The following is a 20,500-nucleotide window of genomic DNA, read 5'->3' as shown; positions in this document are numbered from 1 at the left end:
CCACCCCGTCGCTCAGGCCAGCAGCTCGATCCAGGAGCCGAGGACGGGATCGCCCGCGAGCGTGGGAAAGTCGATGTCCGCATGTCCGGCCGACCGCCATTTCTCCACCAGCGACATGATGCGCACCGAGTCGAGCCCGGCGTCGAGCAGATCGGTCTCGGCGTCCAGCTCGGCCGCCTCGACGCCCAGCGCGGTGGCCACGTCGGCGATCACCTGTTCGTCGGTCATGGTCATTCCTCTCGATCGAAGTCGGCGACGCCGCGCTTCCAGTAGCCCGCGATGAGCGAGTCCTTGGGGCCGATGCCCAGGTCGTTGCGGATGATCTTGCGGATCCCGCGCAGCACGCCCGCCTCGCCCGCGACCCACGCGTAGACGCGGTGTCCGGCAGGCACTTCCACCGTGCGCACCGCCTGCTCGAGCACGTCGCTGGTACCGGGCTCTAGGTCGCCGCGGTGCACGTAACGCACGGTGATGCCGGCGGGCGGGTCGAGCGGGATCTCCTCGGCGGGCCCGGCCACCTCGATGAACGCCCACCCGGTGGTGTCGCGCGGCATGCGCTCGAGCCAGCGGGCGATGGCGGGCAGCGCGGTGATGTCGCCGGCCAGCAGATAGTCGTCGTAGGTCTCCGGGATGACCACGCCGCCGGGCGGACCCGCGATGTGCACCTTGGTGCCAGGGGCGACCGAGGCGGCCCAGTCGGAGGCGAGACCACCGGGGTGGATGACGAAATCGATGTCGAGTTCGCCGTCCTCGACGCTGTGCCTGCGCACGGTGTACTCGCGCGAGATCGGTCGCGGGTTGCCCCACTCGAGCATCGTCCCGTCGAGCTTCGGCAGCCGGAGCACGCCGTCCTCGCCGGGGAAGATCAGGCGCACGTGCTCGTCCGGCACGTAGCTGTGGAACTTCGCGATCTCGGGGCCGCCGAAGGTGATCCGCAGCAGCGCGGCGCCGACGGGCACGACCCGCAGCACCTCGACTTCCTGCAGGCCGATCGGGTACGGGACCTTGGCGTAGTGGTCCCCGGCGAGCACCTCGGCGATGTTCGCGGCGTAGTCACTGCGATCCTTCACCGTTTTCCTTTCTGTGCAGCGGCCCGGCGACGAGCGCCATCAGGCCGGTGAGTACCAGGACGGCGACGCCGTAGAGCACGAGCGCGCGTCCGGGAGCGAAGGTCTGGCCGACGACGCCGGCCACCATGGAGCCGACCGCGGTGCCGGTGACCGACTGCACCATCAGCAGGCCCGACATGCGGCCACGCATGTGGTCGGGCGCGGCCTGCTGCAGCATCGTGTAGCGCAGCACCATGTTCACGGCCCTGGCCAGGCCGAACCCGGCGAGCCCGAGGAACACCAGGGCCGCGTGCGACCACAGTCCGGCCGCGATCACGCCGATCGGCATCAGCGCGAGCGAGATCAGCAGGGCGCGTCCGGTGTTGACGCGGCCCATCCAGCCGCTGGTGAGCGTGCCGAGCACCGCGCCCGCGCCGGGCGCCGCGTAGAGCAGGCCGAGCGTGCCCGGCCCCGCGTCGAGTTCGACATCGGCGAAGGCGGGCAGCAGCACGAGCGGTCCGCTGACGAGCATCCCGATGAGTCCGGTCGCCAGGATGAGGCGGATCGATTCGTGGCGCAACGCGAAAGAGATCCCGGAAGCCAACTCGCGCAAGGGGTTCTGCAGGTCGCGCTGCGGCGGTGGCGAGGGCCCGATCGCCGTGATCAGCCCGACCGTCGCGGTGGTGGCCAGCGCGCAGAGGAAATAGGCCGTGGCCACCCCGGTTTTCGCGACGAGCAGACCGGCGATCGCCGGGGTGACCATGGTGCCGAGGTCGGTGGTCAACGAGACCAGCGCGCCCGCGGCCGCCACCTTCTCGCGGCCGACCAGCACCGGCACCATGGCCATCAGTGCCGACCCGCTGATCCCGCCCGCGAGGCCGTCGATGACGGCGGCGAGATAGATCGCGGGCAGCACCGGATCCGGCAGCACGGCGTTCACGCCGAGCAGCAGGAAGCCGAGACCGGCCGCGCTGCGCGCCCATTGGATCACCGTGCGGCGGTCGTACCGGTCGGCGACGACTCCACCGGCGAGGCTGCCGAAGAACAGCGCCGCCGCGGTCGTGGTGGCCACCCCGGCGACCTGCACGCTGGAGCCGGTCAGCTCGTAGACCTGCAGCGGCAGGGCCACCATGAGCAGCCCGATGCCGAGCACCGACACCAGCCGCGCCGCGAACGCGCACCGGAAGGCGCGCGAGGCCCGCAGCGGGCTGATGTCGATGAGCAGTCCCGAGGTCACTTGAAGCGCTCCACCAGCAGATCGAGGGTGGTCATCACGGTGCGGTAGTCGGGGCGCGAGCTCGTCGCGGGCAGCTCGAACACCTTGTTCTGCTGGAACGAGGGCAGCGAGGCGTAGAGCGGATCGGCGCGCAGTTCTTCGAGCGAACGGCCGCCGCTGAGCGGGATGGTGAACAGCACCGGGGCATCGATCACCGTGTTGATCAGCTCCGGGCTGAAGCTGATGAAGTCGGCGCTCTGCTCCTTGGCGGGGTTGCCCGCCTTGGCCTCCACCTGCGTGTCCAGGGTGAAACCGACCTCGGCGAGCAGCGCGGGCAGGGCGGCGGTCGGCACGAAGACGGTCGGCTTCTGGCTCTTGATCGACTGGAACACCACGGTCGCGCCCGCGGGCGGCTTGATCTTGCTCTTGGCCTCGGTGAGCTTGGCGTGGTAGTTCGCGATCAGGGTGTCGACATTGGCGGGCTTGTTCACCGTTTCGGCGATGAACCGCAGCTGGTCCTGCCAGTTGGTGGTCTCGGTCGGCATCAGCACGGTCGGGGCGATCGCGCTGAGCTGGTCGTAGGCGTTGACCGACTGCTGGCCCGGGTAGCCCTGGCCGCCACCGATGATCAGGTCGGGACGCTGGGCGGCGATGAACTCGAGGTTGATGTTGTCGCCGGACTGCACGGCCTGGGTGCCCTGCGCCTTGGCGTCCTCGGCCCAGCCGGTCGGGAACTCACCCGGCTTGTTCGGGACGCCGAGCAGCCGCGGATCGGCCGCGACCACCTTGGCCTCGAGGTCGTAGAGGTAGCCGGCCAGATTGCCGTTGAGCACGACCACGCGCTGCGGATCGGCGGGCACCTTGATGGGGCCCTTCGCCGAGGGCACCTCACGTGGCCCGGTGCCGGCGGTGTCGGAGGACGAGGTGCCGCAGCCGGCGAGCGCCGCGACGAGCGCGAGGACCAGCAGGGCGAGGGCGGCACGGAGCCGGCCCGGAGAGCGGTGGGTGAACATGGACGGGGTTTTCCTCATTTCTTCAGTGCACCGGGGCGGCGTTCTCCGCCAGCGGAATCACCAGGGGCGTCCCGGTTTCCGGGTCGTCGATGATGCGGCAGCGCAGCGAGAAGACCTCGTGGACCAGGTCCGCGGTGACGATCTCGGCCGGCTCGCCGGTGGCGACGATCCGTCCGTCGCGCATGGCGATCAGGTGATCGGCGTAGCGGAACGCGTGGTTGAGGTCGTGCAGGACCGCGACGACGGTGCGTTCGGACTCGCGATTGAGCGAGCGGCACAGATCCAGCAACTGGATCTGGTAGGCGATGTCGAGATAGGTGGTCGGCTCGTCGAGCAGGATGATCGGCGTCTGCTGGGCCAGCACCATCGAGATCCACACGCGCTGGCGCTGACCGCCCGAGAGTTCCTCCACCGGCCGCGCCGACAGCTCGGCGACGCCGGTCGCCGCCATCGCCGCCGCCACCGCTTCCTCGTCGGCGCGCGACCACTGCCGCAGCAGGGTCTGGTGCGGGTAGCGCCCGCGCGCGACGAGATCGGCCACCCGGATACCGTCCGGCGCCGTCGAGGTCTGGGGGAGCAGACCGATCTGGCGGGCCAATTCCTTGGCCGGGTAGTCGGTCACGGGCTTGCCGTCGAGCAGCACAGTCCCGGACTCCGGCGGGAGCAGCCGGGCCAGCGCACGCAGCAGCGTGGACTTGCCGCAGGCGTTCGGGCCGATGATCACGGTGAACTTGCCGTCCGGAATGTCCACGGACAGCTGGTCACTGATCGTGCGGCCCTTGTACCCGAGCCGGACCTGGTCGGCGCGCAAGCGCGCGGCGTGAGTGTCGTTCATGTCGCTTTCCCTATTTTCCGTCGCGCCTCGGCGACGAGCAGATACGCCAGGTACAGACCACCGATGGAGCCGGTGACGATGCCGACCGGGATGGTGGTCGGCGCGAACGCGTGCTGGGCGATCCAGTCGCAGGTGACCAGCAGCGTCGCGCCCATCACCGCGGCCGGGAGCAGCGCGATCGACGGTGTGCGGGTGAGCTTGCGCGCCAGATGCGGTGCGGCGAGCGCGAGGAACGCGATCGGTCCGGCCACGGCGGTGGCCAGCGAGGTGAACGCGACACTGAGCGCGATCAGCCAACCCGTCGCCTTGCCCGCGTCGAGCCCGAGGGCGCGCGCGGTGTCGTCGCCGAGTTCGAGGATCTGCAGGCGGGGCGCGGCCGGGATGAGCGCCAGCGCCAGCACCGCCAGGATGCCGACGGTCGGCGCCACCTGCGGCCACGACAGGCCGTTGAGCGAGCCGGCGCCCCAGGCCGCCGCCGACATCGCCGCGTCCAGGTCGGCCCGCATGATCAGCCAGGTGTTGATCGAGGCCAGCATGGCGCTCACGCCGATGCCGACGATGATCAGCCGGAACCCGGTGACGTTGTGCCGGAAGGCGAGCAGGTGGATCACCAGCGCCGCGCCGAGCCCGCCGATCATCGCGCCCGCCGCGGTCTGGAACTGTCCGCCGCCGAGGGTGAGGATCACCAGCAGCGCACCAGTGTAGGCGCCGGTGCTGAAGCCGATGATGTCGGGACTGCCCAGCGGATTCCGGGTCACCGACTGCAGGATCGCGCCGCTCACGCCGAGCGCGGCACCCAGCGCCAGCGCCAGCAGGATGCGCGGCAGACGCCAGTCCCACACCACCAGCCGGTCGAACCGCTCGTCACCGATGACCAGCGCGCGCAGCACCCGGGCCGGGGCGATCTGGAAGTCGCCGCTGCCCAACGCCAGTACGGCCGTGGCGACGGCGACGACCAGCAGGATCGCGCACACCACCAGCGTGCGTACGCCGATCCTGGCGGTCAGCCGTAGCCGCGGCGGTCGCACGATCAGCAGGGTGCGGCCGAAATCGATCTTCGTGCTCATGTGGCTGCTCCCACTCGCGAGCGGCGGGCCAGCCAGATCAGCATGGGCGCGCCGAGGAAGGCCGTGACCAGCCCCGCGGGGACCTCGTCGGGCCGGATGATGACGCGGCCCAGCACATCCGCGGTGAGCACCAGCAGCGGGGCCAGCACCAACGAGTACGCGAAGATCCAGCGCTGATCGGGTCCGACCAGCCAGCGCGCGATGTGCGGCACCGCCAGACCGACGAAGGAGATGGGCCCGACGGCGGCGGTGGCTGTGCCGCACAGCAGCACCAGCGCCAGCGCGGTGAGCAGCCGGGTCCGGGTGACGTGCACGCCGAGCGAGCGGGCCAGATCGTCGCCCAGGGCGACGGCGTTGAGCGAGCGCGCGCAGACCGCGGCGAGCACCAGCCCGACCAGGATGAACGGCGCCGCCCCCGCGATGACGTCGAAGCCGCGACCGGTGAGCGAACCGGCGTCCCAGCGCCTCATCTCGTCGAAAGCCTTGGGGTCCACCAGGATCAGGCCCCTGGTGAGCCCGACGAGCACCGCGGTGGCCGCCACGCCGGCCAGGGTCAGCCGGATCGGATCGGTGCCCGAGTGGCCGGCGGTGCCGAGGCGGTACACAACCATCGACACCAGCGCGGCGCCGACGAACCCGAACCAGACATAGGAGGTGATCTCACTCACGCCGAGCAACCCCACGGCGATCGCGATGGCGAAGGCGGCGCCCGCGTTCACTCCCAGCAATCCGGGATCGGCGAGCGGGTTGCGCGTCAGGCCCTGCATCAGGCAGCCCGCGACGCCGAGGGCGAGTCCGGCGAGAAGTCCGAGGATCGTTCGGGGCAGCCGATATTCGGCGACGGTGACCTGGTCGGGCGAGATTTCCGGGCCGGTCAGCGCCTGCCAGACATCGGCGAACGGAATCGATTTCGTGCCGACCAGCAGGCTGAGCAAACAGGCCGCGACCAGCAAGCCGACCGCCAGCAACCAGCCGCTCCAGCGCGGACTTCTCATCAGGGATCTCTCTCGCAACGAACGTCGGACAGCTCAGAGGTTAGCCTAAGGAACGTCTTGATAGGTGAGGCTTACCTAGCTATGGTCTCGGTTCGTTCGGTCCGCAAGCCTCGAAAGGCACACCCTCGTGAAAATCACCAAGCTCGCCCTGCTGGCCTCGTCTGTCAGCGTGGCGCTCGGCGTCATCGCCGGAACCGCTCATGCCGCGCCCGCCGCGGAGCCCGCCGCGATCAACTACACCGCGACCACCACCGAGACCTCCACCATCATCGGCACCGACGCGGGCTCGATGGTCGTCGAGGACGGCGTGTTCAAGATCAAGGCCGCGGACGGCACCACCGTCGCCGGATCCGAACTGTCCTTCCGTGTGGACGAATTCGTCTTCCCGATCGCCGCGGAGATCTCCGGCCGCACCGCCACCCTGACCCCGCAGTTCGACATCGCGAAGGCCACCTACAAGCCGGTCGCGCTGCCCTACGAGGACAAGGCGCCGTGGAAGAGCGAGTACGACCGTGAGCAGGCCGCCTGGAGCCGCATGACCGGCACCATCTCCCTGGGCGCCAGCATCGCGACGCTGGTGGGCGGCATCGGCGGCGCGGCCGTCGGTTGTGTGCTCGGCGGCCTGGCCGGCGCGACCATCGCCGCGGCGACCATCGTCGGTATGTTCGGTCCGTTCATCCCCGCCGCCGGTGTCGGCTGCATCGCGGGCATCATGGCGATCGGCGCGCTCGGCACCGTCGCGGGTCAGATCCTGATCACCGCCCCCGTCGCGATCATGGCCGCGGTGCAGTACTTCACCACCATCAACTCGCCGATGCCGAACAACCCGCAGCCTGCCAAGTAGGCCGGGCGAAAGAGCCTCGTCGAGGGGACAACTCGAGGAGAAAGTGAAATCCCACCCGACTCGCACCGGGTGGGATTTCGCTGTATTCAGTTAGTTTAAGCAAAGTCTTGATAGGGAAGCCTGCCCTGACTTAGGGTTTCGAACTGTTCAAGATCGGTACAAACCGGTCATAACAGTGATGAGGACTTCCACGATGCGAAAAATCCTTGCCGCCACGGCGTTGGCCGCGGCCACACTCGCCGTCGCCGGCGGACCGGCGAACGCGGACACCTTCGTTCCGCTACCCGACGGTGAGAAGGCCGGCCCCGGTGTGACGATCAAGCGCGTGGGAGAGAGCGCGCTGATCTCGCCGTCGATGGCCGCCAACGGCGCGGGCCGGGTGGCATGGGTGAGTGGAACCGTCTACGCCGACGTCACGGAAACGCCCAAGGGCGAACCGAAGCCGTTCATCGGGGGCAACAACGCGCCGGGTACCAACAACTCCTCGACGCACGGCGCCTCGCGCATCAGCACCGGCTATGTCGTCGGCTGTCAGGTCAGCATCTCCGACAGCGCGGTGTCGGCGGGGCTGTCCGGTGGCGTGTCGACCAGCGGGGTCAGCGGCGGCGGGTCCATCGGCGTGCAGCTCGGGCCGGGCGATGTGAAATTCGTTGGCGTGGAAGGCTTCGACATCGTCGAGGCGGGCAACTATTACGTCAGCTACAAGGACGTCGAGCTGCAGATCCAGGGGTGCGGCGGCTACGCGCAGGCCCGCTCCTACACCGTCGTGGAGATCATCGGCGACAACTACACCAAGACCACTCTCTACGGCGCCCCGTTCAGCATCGGCTGACTCCTCGCACGTTCGACGAATAGGACTCTTTCGATGACCATCTTCACGAAGGCGACCGCTCGGGTGGCCGCCGCCGCGGCGGCCGCGACCATGGCGCTCGGTCTGTTCTCCACCGGCGCCGCCAACGCCGACACGTTCATCCCGCTGCCCGGCGGCGAGATCACCGAGACGCTGCCCGACGGCACCGCGGTGACGATCCGGCTGGCGGACGAATCGGTGACCATCAGCCCCGGTATGGGCGCGACACCGCTGCACCGCAATGTCTGGGCTTCCGGCCGGGCCGAGGTGCGGGTGCACGGCGAGCACGCGGGCACCAAGCTCTACCCCGGCTATGTCGTCGGCTGCCAGGTCGACATCAGCGGCGGCGGGTTCAAGGGTGGCGCCAAAGGCGCGGTCAACCAGTCGAGCAAGGGCAGCGGCGGGGTCACCTCCGGCGGCAACCTGACCCTCGGACCCGGTGAGGCCGCGACCTTCTGGCTGCTCGAGATCGAGGGCGCCGACGCCTACGGCGAGCAGAGCTCGGTCCCCGCGATCAAGTTCAAGGGCCAGGACGGCTCGGTGACCTGGGCCGATTCCACCCTCGCGCTCGACGGCTGCGCGGGCTACGCCCAGGCGCGGGCCTTCGTCGCGGTCGAGGTGACCACCAAGACCGGTCGTTCCGAGCTGCGCCTGTGGGGGCAGCCGTTCAGCCTCGGCTGAGCGTAGGACGAGCACGGCCCCGCCGGAGCGGTCGCTCCGGCGGGGCCGTTGTCGTCAGCCTTCGTCGGTGTCGGTGGACGCCACGTTCGGCGCCGGGATGTGCCGCAGCAACACCATCACCAGACCCGCCGCGACGGCGGTGAGCCCGATGCCGACCAGGGAATTCACCTGCAGCGCATGGGTGTAGGCCTGCCTGGCGATCGTGCTGAGTTCGGCGCCGAGCGCTTCGGGCAGCGTCGCCGCGAGCTGCAGTGCTCCGGCCAGCGTGTCCTCGGCGGCGTGCGCCAGCTCGGCGGGTAGCCCGTCGGGGAGTTCGTCGGCCATCCGGCCGCGATAGACCGCGGTGCCGATGCTGCCGATCACCGCGACACCCAGCGCCGCCGAGAGTTCCTGCCCGGTCTCGGAGATCGCGGACGCGGCGCCGGCGCGCTCCGGGTCGACGGCCCCGACGATGAGATCCAGACCGAGCACGAACATCGGGCTCAGCCCGAGCGAGAACACGACCATGCCGGTGACGATGAGCGCGAGATCGTCGGCGCCGGAGAGCTGGGTGAAGATCGCGTAGCCGACCATGGCGATCAGCAGACCGCCGGTCATCAGATAGGCGGGCCGGATCCGTGGCGCGAGCGCGCTCACCACACCGGCGGCCACCACCATGGCCAGCGCCTGCGGTACCGTCCACAGCCCGGCCTCGAACGCCGAGAGTCCCAGCACCAGCTGCAGATACTGCGACAGCAGCAGGAACAGCCCGCCCATCGCCAGCATCGCGACCATCAGCGCGACCAGTGACCCGCTGAACCGCACGTTGCCGAACAGGCGCAGATCGATGAGCGGATCGGTGAGCCGCTGCTGGCGCAGCACGAACACCGCGCCCAGCACCAGGCCGCCCACCAGCACCGCGACGGCGTCGAGCGCCCACCCGTCCTTGGCCAGCTCCTTGATGCCGTAGATCACGGCCATCACCGACACCAGTGACAACACGGCGCTGAGCACATCGAGCTTGCCGGGATTCGGGTCCTTGTATTCGGGCAGCAGGATCGGACCGGCCACCAGCAGCAGCACCATCGACGGCACCGCCACCAGGAACACCGAACCCCACCAGAAGTTCTCCAGCATGGCGCCGCCGACCAGTGGGCCGATCACCATGCCGACCATGAAGCTGGTCATCCACACGCTGATCGCGGTGGTGCGCTGGCGGTCGTCGTGGAACATGTTGCGGATCAACGCCAGTGTCGACGGCATCAGCGTCGCGCCCGCGATGCCGAGCAGGGCGCGGGTGCCGATGAGCGTGGCCGCGCTGGTGGAGTACGCGGCGACCACGGAGGCGACGCCGAAGGCGAGCGCGCCGATCATCAGCAGCTTGCGCCTGCCGATGCGATCGCCGACCGTGCCCATGGTGATGAGGAAGCCCGCCACCAGGAAGCCGTAGATGTCGAGGATCCACAGCAGCTGCGAACTGCTCGGATGCAGCGCCTCGCTCAGGTGCGGGATGGCCAGGTAGAGGACGCTCATGTCCATCGAGATGAGCAGCGTCGGCAGCGCGAGGACCGCGAGCCCGATCCATTCCTTGACCCCGGCCTTCCCGGCGGGTTCGGCGGTGGTCGGCTCGGGCTGGGTGGCGGTCACCTCGTCGACGTTACCGACGGGCACCGACAGGTCGCCATGGGTTTTTCGCCGGCTCATCCCGTGGGAAGTCACTGGACATTCCGCGGCGGGTGCGGCGAGTATGGGCGCGGTGTCCACACGAAATGAACAGCTCAGGCTCGTCGACCCGCCGCTTCTGCCGCAGGACCGGGATGAGCCGTTCCCGTGGTCGGCGGCGATCGACTCCACCTATTCCACCCGCGACGCGATCGATGCTCTCGCGCTCGCGCCGTTCCTGCGCGGCGACCAGCCCTTCGCTCGCCAGGCCCATCTGGACCGGGTGCGCGCCGAGGCGCCGTTGCGTCCCGAGGGCTCCCGGATCGTGCGCTCGGTGGCCGATGACGACAGCAGCGCGCTGCTCGCCGCGGGGGACGGCTGGTCGCTGCGGGCCGTGCGCTGGGCGGGTGGTTCGGCCACCGTCGAGGTGACCGCCGTCAGCGACGAACTCGCCGTCGAGGTGCTGGCCGCGGCGACCGCGGGCGCGGCCGCGGATCCCCATGCCGACACGACCGTGGAGATGGGCTTCTGGCACATGGACGTGCGGCGCCCGCTGCGCAGGCGGCGCCGGATCGTCGCGCCCGCCTGGCCGGAGATCCGCGGCAACTACGCGGCGGCGGTGTCGGCGAGCATGGATCAACTCATGGCGCTGCGGGTCGACGACATCAGGGGCAGGCTGGTGCTGCTGCACGGCGAGCCCGGCACCGGCAAGACCACCGCGCTGCGAGCGCTGGCCAGGGCGTGGGCGTCGTGGTGCCAGGTCGACTGCGTCGTCGATCCGGAGGAACTGTTCAGCAATCCCGGCTATCTCATGGAGGTGGCGGCGGGCGCCGACGGCGACGACAACAGCCGCTGGCGATTGCTGGTGCTCGAGGACTGCGACGAACTCATCCGTGGCGAGGCGAAAGAGGCGGCGGGACAGAAACTCTCGCGCCTGCTCAACCTCACCGACGGCATGCTCGGCCAGGGCCGCAAGGTGCTGATCGCGGTGACCACGAACGAGGACCTGTCACGCCTGCATCCCGCCGTCGTCCGCCCCGGGCGCTGCCTGGCCCAGCTCGAGGTCGGCCGGTTGTCGGCCGCCGAGGCGCAGGACTGGCTGGACAGAAATGATTGCGCCGCAGGAGGTCCGGTGTCCACCGAGGGGGCGACCCTCGCGCAGCTCGTCGCCCGCCGGGACGGCGAGATCCTCATCCAGTCGGTTACCAGGGAAACTCCGGGCGGCGGGATGTATCTGTGAGGCGTGCCGAGCGGCGACGCTGACCATTCGGTCGGCGCGTGTGGCGGTGGTGCGGTCGAGTCTTCGCTGTGTGTCGGGTGGCACAGGTTGTGGAGTGCCGCCGGGCCCGCCAGGGTGATCGTGTCGCCGGGCGCTTGTCAGGGCCGCCGGGCGACCATGGGCGCGGCCGCGGCGCTGGCAAGAGTGAGGACGAGCGGCACGACCAGCGCGGCGGTGAGTGGGATGAGCGCGGTCAACCAGCCGATCAGCGCCGGTCCGGCGAGCAGGCCGAGATAGCCGATGGTGAAGACACGGGACATGTCGGTCGCGGCCGTACTTCCACCGAGATTGCCCGCCGCCGTGAAGATCTGGGGAACACCACCGGCGAGGCCGAGCCCGCACATGGCCCAGCCGAGCAGCGTCAGCGGCAACCACGGCGAGGCGATCACCACCGCGAGGCCCGCCGCCGCGAGCAGGCTGCCGTAGCGCAGGATCGCGACCGGCCCGATCGCCCCGCTCACCCGATCGGCCCCGAACCGGCCCAGCGTCATGGTCGCCGAGAACGCCCCGAACGCCAGTGCCGCGTCGCCCTCGGAAACGCCGAGGTGCGCACGCGCCTGCAGTGCGCTCCAGTCGCCCGCGACTCCCTCGGCGAGGAGCAGCACGAACGCGATCACGCCGAGCGACAACACCTTTCGTGCCCGGGCGGTGTCACGGTGCTGCTCGCGGCGCGTACGTGCCGCGCTGGACGATGGTGTCTCCGGTGCCGCTCGATCGGCGGCCGCCGCGTGCCCACGCGCGCCGACATCTCGACGAGCGCTCGATGGCGTGCCCGCGTAGTCCTCGGCGGGCCGGATGTGAGCCAGGCGGTCGGCGGTGGGCGCATCGTGATTCGGTGCCGTGTCCGCCGGCCGTGTGGGTGTCAGGTGGTCGGCTGTCGCCGTGTCGTCACCTGGCTCGCCGGGGCATCCGGATCGCGACTCACCTTGGGGTGCTCGGCGTTCCGGAAATTCGGGCGTGGACGGGTCCGCGTGCTGGTGGTGCGCGACCAGGTGCGGCACCAGGAGGGCGGTGACGAGTAGTCCGACGGCTCCCGCGCAGGTCAGCGTCAGCGCCGGTGACCAGCCCGCGCGCTGGGTGGCGGCGCCGACCAGGGCGCCCGCGAAACCGCCGCCGGAGAACATGGCGTGGAAGGCCGACATGATCGGGCGGCGGTAGGCGCGTTCGACGTGCACGGCCTGGGTGTTCATCGAGACGTCGAGCGCGCCGTTGCCCAGGCCGAAACACGCCAGGGCGAGGCCGAGCGCGACCGGGCCGGTGGCCAGGCCGGGCCCGATGACGGTCACCGAGATCGCGGTCGCGGCCACCGCGACCAGTGTCCGGCTGCCGAACCGGTCGGCGGCCGGACCCGCGGCCCGCATGCCGACGATGGCCGCCCCCGCGAGGAGCAGCACGAACATCCCGAGCAGCGAGGGCGACACCCCGGCCCGGTCGGTGATGGCGGGAATGTGGACCACCCACAGGGCCAGCAGGAACCCGTTGAGGGTGAACGCGCCGAACACCGCCGCCCTGGCCAACCGGAGTTCGCGGTCGATCGTCGCTGGGGTCACCGATTCGACGGTACCCGGGCCGAGGCCGACCGCGCCCGTATCCGATCGAGCGACCCGGCTTCGGGGCGGTTCGTTCGCCGCTGCCACCTGCGCGCCCGATGTGCCGAACGTGCGCCGTCCGCTGCTGGACTCCTCGCGTGGTATCGACACGGGGAGTCCGTTCGGCAGCGGCCGTCGCGCGAGTCACGCCCGAGGTGTCCAGGCGCCGGTGGCTGCGGTCTCCTTCGCGTACTCGGTGAAATCGCGCGGTTCGCGGCCGAGGGCCCGGCGCACTCCGTCGGCGGTGGCGGAATTGCGACCGTCGAGGATGGTGCCGAACAGATAGTCGAGCAGGCTGATCACGTCCTGCGGTACCTGGTATTCGCCCAGTGCCGCGACGAATTCCGGCCGCGACACCGGGATGAACGCGATCTCGCGCCCGGTCGCGGCGGCGATCTCGCCGACCGCCTCGGCGAAGGTCAGCGCCCGTGGGCCCGTCAGTTCGTACACCTCGCCGCCGTGGCGCGGGTCGGTGAGCGCGGCGGCGGCCACCTCGGCGATGTCGTCGGCGTGCACGAACGGTTCGGGCACATCGCCGTTGGGCAGGGCGACCGCGCCGGCCAGGACATCGTCGACGAACGCGCCCTCGCTGAAGTTCTGCGCGAAGAAGCTGCAGCGCACGATGGTCCAGGTCAGACCCGAATCCCGCACGATCTGTTCGCATTCCAGCGCCTCGGGCTCGCCGCGGCCCGACAGCAGCACCACCGAGCGCACCCCGGCGGCCACGGCCGCCGCGGAGAACGCCCGGATCACGTCGGGCGCGCCGGGGACGGCCAGATCCGGCTGAAAGGCGAGGTACACGGAGTCGACGCCGGCCAGGGCGGGCGCCCAGGTGCTCCGGTCGGTCCAGTCGAACGGGATCGCGGCCGAGCGCGAGCCGAGCCGGACGGGTCGGCCCGCCGCCTCGAGCAGGGCGACGACCCGGCTCCCGGTCTTGCCCGTCGCGCCGGTGATGAGGGAAAGCTGCTGGTGAGTGGTGTTGTTTGGCATGAATCAAGTACACCGTCGCGCGCGTCGCGGCGACATCGTCGAACCGCTCACGGCCATGCGCCGTCGTCTACCGCCGTGCCTCACCGATGACGGGGGCTCGCCGTGCTTGGCTGTGGAGACCGAGCTCGCCGGGTGACAACGGAGGTGTGTTCCGTGATCTCAGCTGACAGTGATCTCTTTCCCGCCGCCGCGGACGACTACCTGTCGGTGCGCGCGCTGACCGTCCGGGGTACCGACCTCCACATCGGCGCCGCCCTGGGCGATCTCGCTCGCCGTGACTACCACGTCGCCCTCGCGCCCTACGCCTCGCCGGACTACGGCCACGGCCGCCTCACCTACCTCGACCGCAACTATCCGGCCCTCGGCGAGCGGTCCCGCGGCGTCGCCGACGCGTTCGGCGTGTCCTCGACGATGGCCGAACACGACACCACCACGCTCGGCTTCGACGTCCCCACTCAGGCTCCCGGCTGCTCGCTGGTGTGGTTCCCGCCTGGGCTCACCAGCACCGGCAGGCCGATGTTCGGCCGCAACATGGACTGGTTCATCGGCTCGCTCAGCGCGCAACGCGGCCTGACCCCGGGCCCCGACGAACATCCCTCCTGCTCCCGCGCCATCCTGCTGACCACGGCGCCGACCATGGGCACTCCGGTCGCGACCCTCGGCAGCCACGACCTGCTCAATCCGGCCCTCGACGGCGTCAATGCCGCGGGTCTGATGATGGCGGTGCTGGTCGACCACTCCGACCGCGGCAATGTCGGGGCGAGTCTGGCGGGCGGATTCACCAGCGGGCTCACCGCGTTGCAGGTGCCCGGCTGTGTGCTCAACGCGGCCACCACGGTCGCGGAGGCCAAGGCGGCGGTGCTGTCGCAAGCGATCTTCTGCGCAGGCGAGACCAACATGCACTGGTTCATCGCCGATGTGCACGGCGCGGCCACGGTGCTCGAGATCGATGGCGACTCACGGCAATACCGCTTCATCGACGCCGAACCGGACAAGCCGTTCGTGGTGACCAATCACGCACTGCACCGCTACCCGACGATCGACTCCTTCCCCGAGGTCTCGATGGACGCCGAGCACAATTCGTTCGTCCGGTACCGGGTGCTCACAGAGGCGATCGCGGCGCATCGTGGCCCGTGGGATCCCGCGGACATCACCGCCCTGCTCGATGTCGTGCAGTGTGCCTACGTCGACGACGCAGCCGCCGGGATCGAGGGCACGGTGCCGGAACGGACGCTGTGGCACTACGTGGCCGATCCGGTGGAGCGCCGCTATCGGTTCCGGTTCTACCAGCGCGATCTCGACCCGGAGCCGGGCACCAATCACCTGCGGATCCAGCGCACCGAGCCGATCGAATGGGACCTCGGCGCAGCGATCGGGGCGGGGGCGGGCGGGCGCGGCTAGGGTGGATGTGTGGATGCGTTGGCCGGACTGCTCGAAGGCCCGCGCGCCCGCGGCGCGTTTCTCATGTGCTCGTTGCTGAACCCGCCGTGGTCGCTGCGGATTCAGGACGAGGCGCCGTTGACGGTGCTGGCGATGATTCGCGGAAAGGCTTGGGTCAGTACGGATTCCGAGCCGCCGCGCCAGCTCGTGGCCGGTGACGTCGCGGTGTTCCGCGGGCCGCGGCCGTATACGGTGGCCGACGATCCCGCCACCGAGCCGCAGATCGTCATCCGGCCGGGGCAGGTCACCACCACGCCGGACGGTGAAATCCTGTGCGAGACACTGAGTCTGGGCGTCCGGCAGTGGGGCACCGATCCCGCGGGGGAGACCCTGATGGTCACCGGCACCTACGAGACGGCGGGCGCGGTGAGCAGGCGCCTGCTGCGCGCCCTGCCCCAGCTCGCGGTACTGCCGCGCGGCGAACTCGACACCCGGCTGCTCGACCTGCTCGTCGACGAGGCCACCAAGGACCTGCCCGCCCAGACCGCCGTCCTGGACCGGCTGCTCGACCTGCTGCTCATCGCCGCGCTGCGCGCCTGGTTCGCCCGCGACGACGCCCCCGCCTGGTACCACGCCTACAGCGACCCGCTGATCGGCAAGGCCCTGCGCCTGCTCCAGCACAATCCCGCGCACCCGTGGACGGTGAGCGCGCTGGCCGAGGCGGTCGGGATGTCCAGGGCCGCGCTGGCCCGCCGGTTCACCGACCTGGTCGGCGAACCCCCGATGACCTTCCTGACCGAATGGCGCCTGTCGCTGGCCGCCGACCTGCTCGCCGAATCCGACGCCACCGTCGAGGCCATCGCCCGCCAGGTCGGCTACGGCAGCGCGTTCGCGCTCAGCACCGCCTTCAAACGCCACTTCGGGGTGAGCCCGCGCGACCACCGCCAGGGCACTGCGATGATGACAGCGTGAACTATCCCGTCCTGTGGCCGATGCCGACCCGGTGGGCCGACAACGACCAGTACGGCCACGTCAACAACGTGACCTACTACTCCTACTTCGACACCGCCGTGAACGCCTGGCTGATGCGGGCCACCGGCACCGACATCACCGCGCTGCCCGCGCTCGGCGTGGTCGCCCAGACCGCCTGCCGCTTCCACGGCTCGGTGAGCTTCCCCGACCAGCTGCAGGTGGGCCTGCGCATCGCCCGCCTCGGCAACTCGAGCATCACCTACGACCTGGCGATCTTCCGCGAGACCGAGGGCGGACTCGAGCTCGCGGCGAACGGCGATTTCGTCCACGTCTACGTCGACGCCGAGACCCGCAAGCCGGTCCCGATCCCCGAGGTCGTCCGCACGGCCGCCGCGGAGCTGGTCACCGACTAGCCGCGCAGCATCGCCTGGAAGCGGCGCATGCCCGCGAGCCAGCGGTCGTAGTCGGCGCCCTTGTGCCGGTACATGTCGAGGACCTCGGGGTGCGGCAGGATCAGGAAGTGTTCGGCGGCCATCGCGGCGACGACGGTGTCGGCCACCTCCTCTGGGGAGAGCACCTTGCCCGCGGTGGTCACGGCCTTGATGGCCAGGGCCGCGGCCTCGGGCGCGTCGGGGATGAGGTCGCCGCTGAGCAGGCGGGTGTCGACGCCCATCGGGCACAGGCAGCTCACCCGCACGCCCTGGTCGCCGTAGGTCATCGAGAGCCATTCGGCGAAGCCGACGGCCGCGTGCTTGGTCACCGAGTACGGCGCCGATCCGATCTGGGTGAGCAGGCCCGCCGCCGACGCGGTCGTCACGAAGTAGCCGCTGCCGCGTTCGACCCAGCCGGGCACGAGCAGGCGCGCGGCGCGCACGTGCGCCATGACGTTCACATCGATGGCCGCCGACCACTGGTCCTCGGTGCTGTCCAGGCCGGGACCGCCGCCGATGCCCGCGTTCGCGAAATACAGGTCCACCGGGCCGTATTCGCGCTCCGCGGTCTCGATCAGGGTGCTGATCACCGCCTCGTCGGCCACATCACCGCCGACCGCGATCGCGCCCAGTTCCCCGGCCACCTTCGCCGCGCTGTCGGCGTCCAGGTCGGCCACGACCACCCGTGCCCCGCCGTCGACGAGCCGGCGCGCCAGCGCCGCTCCGATCCCCGCGCCGGCTCCGGTGACGATGGCGACTTTGCCCGCAATGTCCATGCCGCACCTTAACGTGACGCCAGGCTCGACACATCGAATCCTGGTGCGGGACCGAGCGGACGGCGTGCCCGAGCCCGCCGGCTCGTGGGCGGCTGTACCGCTCCGGACGCGGCCGCGGTCAGCTCGATACCGGCGCACTCGCCGCCGGGGTGACGGGAGTGAGTTGGGCGCGGGCCAGCGTGCCCAGCTTCGTGTGATTGAAAGCCAGGTTGAGCAGGAACGCCGCGCCCGCACCGAGGGTGACCCCGCTGTCGAGCAGGATCTGGGCCGAGGTCGGGAACTTGGCGAACATGCCGCTGGTCAGCTCGGGCAGCAGGCCGATGCCGATGGCCGTGGCCGCGATGGTGGCGTTCACCCGATCACCCAGGTCGGCCTGCCGCAGCGTGTTGACCCCGACCACCGCGACGGTCGCGAACAACACCAGTCCCACCCCGCCGACCACCGGCTTCGGGATCGCCGCGATCACCTCGCCGATCCGGGGCACCAACCCGAGCACCACCAGGATCGCCCCGCTCACGGCGGTCACGTACCGGCTGTAGACCCGCGTCGCCGCCACGGCACCGACGTTCTGGTTGAAGATCGTGTCCACGAAGGCGGTGAACACGCCGCCGAGCACGCCGGAGAGGCCGTCGCCGACCAGGCCGCGCGCGAGGTCGCCCTTGCCGATCGGCTTGCCGGTGATCTCGCTGATCGCCAGCATGCTCGCCGTCGACTCGGCGAACACCACGGCCATCACGATGCTCATCGCCACCACGGCGGTCACCGGGAACTGCGGTGCGCCGAAGTGGAACGGCTGCGGAATGCCGATCCAATCGGCGGTGCCGATCCCCGCGGTCGACACCAGGCCCATCGGCAACGCGAGCACGATCCCGGCGGCCAGCGCGATCAGCACGCCCAACTGCGACCACACCCCGCGACCGAGGCAGACGAATCCGACCGCGATCAGCACGACCACCGCGGCCAGGCCGATGTTCGACGGCGCCGCGAACCCCGCCGCCTTCGGGTCGGTCCCGATGATCAGGCCCCCGGCGACCCCGATCAGCGACACCCCGACGACCGTGAGCACCGTGCCGGTGACCAGCGGCGGGAAGAACCGCACCACCCGCGCGAACGGCCAGGCCAGCGCGATCCCGACCACGCCGCCGATCAGCATCGATCCGTACACGGCGTCGAGGCCGTACTCCTTGGCGATCAGGATCATCGGGTTCAGCCCGACGAAGGTGGCGCCGCAGATGATCGGCAGCCGGGCGCCCGCCAGCTTGCCCACGCCCAGACTCTGGATCAATGTGATGATCCCGGCCACCAGCAGATCGGCGCTGATCAGCAGCCCGATCGTGGCGCGGTCGAGCCCGGCGGCCGCGCCGAACACCAGCGGCACGGTGATACATCCCGTGTACATGATCAGGACGTGCTGGATGCCGAACGCCAGCTGCCGCGCGAACGGCAGCCGGGTGTCGACGGGATGTGCCTCACTCATGCACCTGTTTGTAGCCCGCCATTTTTACCGCGGATGCCCGCTGTGTTTCGTCGGCGTGACGGCTCGGATATATCGCTCAGACGCGGCTGAGCAGGGTCAACGGGTCCTCCAGGAAGCCCGCGGTGGTGGCGAGGAAGCGGGCGCCGAGCTCACCGTCGACGATCCGGTGATCGAAGCTGAGCCCCAGCGTGGTCACCCACCGCACGGCCAGTTCGTCGCGGAACACCCACGGCCGCTTGCGGATCGAGCCGAGACACAGGATCGCGGCCTCGCCCGGATTCACCAGCGGAACCCCGCTGTCCACCCCGAACACCCCGACATTGGTGATGGTGAACGTACCGCCACGCAGGTCGGCGGGCGTCGCGTTGCCCGAGCGGGCGGTCTCGGCGGCATCGCTGATCTCGCGGCACAGCTCGCGCAGGCTCAGCGTCTGCGCCTCCTTGAGGTTGGGCACCAGCAGCCCGCGCTCGGCGGCCACCGCGATCCCGAGGTTCACGTAGTGCCTGGTGACGATCTCCTGATTCGGCTCGTCCCAGGCGGAATTGATCCCCGGGAACTCCGCGATCGCCGCCAGCGTCGCCTTGGCGACCAGCGCCAGCGGGGTGAGGGTGAGGCCCTCGAAGGACTTCGTCGTGCGCAGGTGGTCGAGCAGTTCCATCGAGGCGGTGCAGTCGACGGTGACGAAGGTGCTGGCCTGCGGGATGGTGCGGGCGCTGGCCAGCATCGCGGCCGCGGTGCGCTTGCGGACGCCGCTCACCGGGGTGCGTTCCTCGCGGGCGGTCGGCTCGATCAGCCCGCCGTCGGTGTCGCCGGAATGCCCGTTCACGGGGGCGGGCGCCGCCTCGCCGACCCGGGCGGGGGTGCGCGGCGCCGTCACCGGCACGGCCGAGCGGACGTCGTCCACGGTGACCGCGCCCTCCGGCCCCGACCCGGCCACGAACCACAGATCGATGCCGAGTTCCTTGGCCAGTTTGCGGGCCGCCGGCGTCGCCGCCGCCCGATGGCTGCTCGGCGTGGTCGCGGCCATCGCCGCCGAGGGTGCGGGTTTGCGTCTGCGCGAAGTGGATTCGGCCTCGGGGCCGTAGCCGACGAGCACGTCGTTGCGCGTCGCGGTCGGCGGTTCGGTGACCTCGAGATCGTTGCGCACCCGGATCAGCGGAGCGCCGACCGGCACGGTGTCGCCCGGCTCGGCCAGCAGTTCCACCACCACGCCGGAGAACGGTGACGGCAGCGCCACCACCGCTTTCGCGGTCTCCACCTCGGCGATGGTCTGGTTCAGTTCCACCGTGTCGCCGACCGCGACGGACCAGGACACCAGGTCGCCGTCGGCGAGGCCCTCACCCAGATCGGGGAGGCGGAACTCGAGAACATGACCGTCGTCGGCGGCTTGTTCCGGCACAGGTGCACCTTTCATC

General features: G+C 70.4%; 20 protein-coding genes. 7 read left to right on the top strand and 13 right to left on the bottom strand.

The genetic code is table 11. The annotated features are described in order from the left end of the window. Positions 1–12: 12 nt before the first annotated feature. Genes DFR69_RS08510 through DFR69_RS08480 form a run of 7 tightly spaced genes read right to left on the bottom strand, consistent with a single transcriptional unit; the run spans position 13 to position 6,175 of the window. A complete protein-coding gene (locus DFR69_RS08510) occupies positions 13–228 on the bottom strand; it encodes a phosphopantetheine-binding protein (RefSeq protein WP_110036950.1) in 216 nt (71 codons plus the stop codon). 2 nt (positions 229–230) lie between these two features. Then, entirely contained in the window at positions 231–1,070 is an 840-nt protein-coding gene (locus DFR69_RS08505; protein WP_110036949.1) for a siderophore-interacting protein, read from the bottom strand. Then, positions 1,054–2,286 carry an enterobactin transporter EntS gene (gene entS / locus DFR69_RS08500; RefSeq protein ID WP_110036948.1) on the bottom strand — a complete coding sequence of 411 codons (1,233 nt, stop codon included), beginning with the start codon at positions 2,284–2,286 and terminating at the stop codon, positions 1,054–1,056. The genes DFR69_RS08505 and entS overlap by 17 nt, the downstream gene beginning before the upstream one ends. Then, positions 2,283–3,296: an ABC transporter substrate-binding protein gene (locus DFR69_RS08495; RefSeq protein ID WP_167456199.1), complete on the bottom strand. Its 1,014-nt coding sequence runs from the start codon at positions 3,294–3,296 to the stop codon at positions 2,283–2,285. Before DFR69_RS08495 ends, entS begins: the two co-directional genes overlap by 4 nt. Positions 3,297–3,300: 4 nt before the next feature. Next, positions 3,301–4,113, bottom strand: coding sequence for an ABC transporter ATP-binding protein (locus DFR69_RS08490; protein WP_110036946.1), 813 nt, complete (start codon positions 4,111–4,113; stop codon positions 3,301–3,303). Beyond that, positions 4,110–5,180, bottom strand: coding sequence for a FecCD family ABC transporter permease (locus tag DFR69_RS08485; RefSeq protein WP_110036945.1), 1,071 nt, complete (start codon positions 5,178–5,180; stop codon positions 4,110–4,112). The genes DFR69_RS08490 and DFR69_RS08485 overlap by 4 nt, the downstream gene beginning before the upstream one ends. Further along, a complete protein-coding gene (locus DFR69_RS08480) occupies positions 5,177–6,175 on the bottom strand; it encodes an iron chelate uptake ABC transporter family permease subunit (RefSeq protein ID WP_208643939.1) in 999 nt (332 codons plus the stop codon). The genes DFR69_RS08485 and DFR69_RS08480 overlap by 4 nt, the downstream gene beginning before the upstream one ends. A 127-nt stretch (positions 6,176–6,302) precedes the next feature. On the opposite strand from DFR69_RS08480, the gene DFR69_RS08475 reads away from it, so the two are divergent. From DFR69_RS08475 to DFR69_RS08465, 3 genes are all read left to right on the top strand, one after another. Then, on the top strand, positions 6,303–7,019 hold the full coding sequence (locus DFR69_RS08475; RefSeq protein ID WP_110036944.1) for a DUF8020 domain-containing protein: 717 nt from the start codon (positions 6,303–6,305) through the stop codon (positions 7,017–7,019). 193 nt (positions 7,020–7,212) lie between these two features. Continuing rightward, on the top strand, positions 7,213–7,851 hold the full coding sequence (locus tag DFR69_RS08470; RefSeq protein WP_244198166.1) for an MspA family porin: 639 nt from the start codon (positions 7,213–7,215) through the stop codon (positions 7,849–7,851). Between the two features lie 33 nt (positions 7,852–7,884). Continuing rightward, on the top strand, positions 7,885–8,550 hold the full coding sequence (locus DFR69_RS08465; RefSeq protein ID WP_110036943.1) for an MspA family porin: 666 nt from the start codon (positions 7,885–7,887) through the stop codon (positions 8,548–8,550). A 54-nt stretch (positions 8,551–8,604) separates the two neighbouring features. Here DFR69_RS08465 and DFR69_RS08460 read toward each other — a convergent pair whose 3' ends face one another. Next, positions 8,605–10,176, bottom strand: coding sequence for an MFS transporter (locus DFR69_RS08460; protein WP_110037504.1), 1,572 nt, complete (start codon positions 10,174–10,176; stop codon positions 8,605–8,607). A gap of 100 nt (positions 10,177–10,276) precedes the next feature. On the opposite strand from DFR69_RS08460, the gene DFR69_RS08455 reads away from it, so the two are divergent. Next, positions 10,277–11,431, top strand: a complete 1,155-nt coding sequence (locus DFR69_RS08455) for a DUF5925 domain-containing protein (protein WP_110036942.1) — start codon at positions 10,277–10,279, stop codon at positions 11,429–11,431. Positions 11,432–11,568: 137 nt separating this feature from the next. On the opposite strand, the gene DFR69_RS35130 is transcribed toward DFR69_RS08455, so the two are convergent. Both DFR69_RS35130 and DFR69_RS08440 read right to left on the bottom strand, forming a co-directional pair. Further along, positions 11,569–13,020, bottom strand: coding sequence for an MFS transporter (locus tag DFR69_RS35130; RefSeq protein ID WP_244198165.1), 1,452 nt, complete (start codon positions 13,018–13,020; stop codon positions 11,569–11,571). Positions 13,021–13,203: 183 nt separating this feature from the next. Next, complete coding sequence (locus tag DFR69_RS08440) at positions 13,204–14,049, bottom strand: NAD(P)H-binding protein (protein WP_110036941.1); 846 nt, start codon at positions 14,047–14,049, stop codon at positions 13,204–13,206. Between the two features lie 153 nt (positions 14,050–14,202). On the opposite strand from DFR69_RS08440, the gene DFR69_RS08435 reads away from it, so the two are divergent. Genes DFR69_RS08435 through DFR69_RS08425 form a run of 3 tightly spaced genes read left to right on the top strand, consistent with a single transcriptional unit; the run spans position 14,203 to position 16,814 of the window. Then, on the top strand, positions 14,203–15,450 hold the full coding sequence (locus DFR69_RS08435) for a C45 family peptidase (RefSeq protein WP_110036940.1): 1,248 nt from the start codon (positions 14,203–14,205) through the stop codon (positions 15,448–15,450). Positions 15,451–15,459: 9 nt separating this feature from the next. Beyond that, positions 15,460–16,401, top strand: coding sequence for an AraC family transcriptional regulator (locus DFR69_RS08430; RefSeq protein ID WP_110036939.1), 942 nt, complete (start codon positions 15,460–15,462; stop codon positions 16,399–16,401). 20 nt (positions 16,402–16,421) lie between these two features. Next, on the top strand, positions 16,422–16,814 hold the full coding sequence (locus DFR69_RS08425) for an acyl-CoA thioesterase (RefSeq protein ID WP_244198208.1): 393 nt from the start codon (positions 16,422–16,424) through the stop codon (positions 16,812–16,814). On the opposite strand, the gene DFR69_RS08420 is transcribed toward DFR69_RS08425, so the two are convergent. The 3 genes from DFR69_RS08420 to DFR69_RS08410 all read right to left on the bottom strand — a co-directional run bounded on the left by DFR69_RS08420 (position 16,811) and on the right by DFR69_RS08410 (position 20,499). After that, the gene (locus DFR69_RS08420) at positions 16,811–17,608 is read right to left on the bottom strand and encodes an SDR family oxidoreductase (RefSeq protein WP_110036937.1); all 798 of its coding nucleotides are present in this window, start codon (positions 17,606–17,608) and stop codon (positions 16,811–16,813) included. The genes DFR69_RS08425 and DFR69_RS08420 overlap by 4 nt on opposite strands. A 118-nt stretch (positions 17,609–17,726) precedes the next feature. Then, the gene (locus tag DFR69_RS08415) at positions 17,727–19,085 is read right to left on the bottom strand and encodes a uracil-xanthine permease family protein (protein WP_110036936.1); all 1,359 of its coding nucleotides are present in this window, start codon (positions 19,083–19,085) and stop codon (positions 17,727–17,729) included. Between the two features lie 76 nt (positions 19,086–19,161). Next, a complete protein-coding gene (locus tag DFR69_RS08410) occupies positions 19,162–20,499 on the bottom strand; it encodes a dihydrolipoamide acetyltransferase family protein (protein ID WP_110036935.1) in 1,338 nt (445 codons plus the stop codon). Position 20,500: the final 1 nt, after the last annotated feature.

Source organism: Nocardia neocaledoniensis, from assembly GCF_003182135.1.
GTDB classification, from domain to species: domain Bacteria; phylum Actinomycetota; class Actinomycetes; order Mycobacteriales; family Mycobacteriaceae; genus Nocardia; species Nocardia neocaledoniensis.
This window is presented reverse-complemented; position numbering and strand designations above follow the sequence as displayed.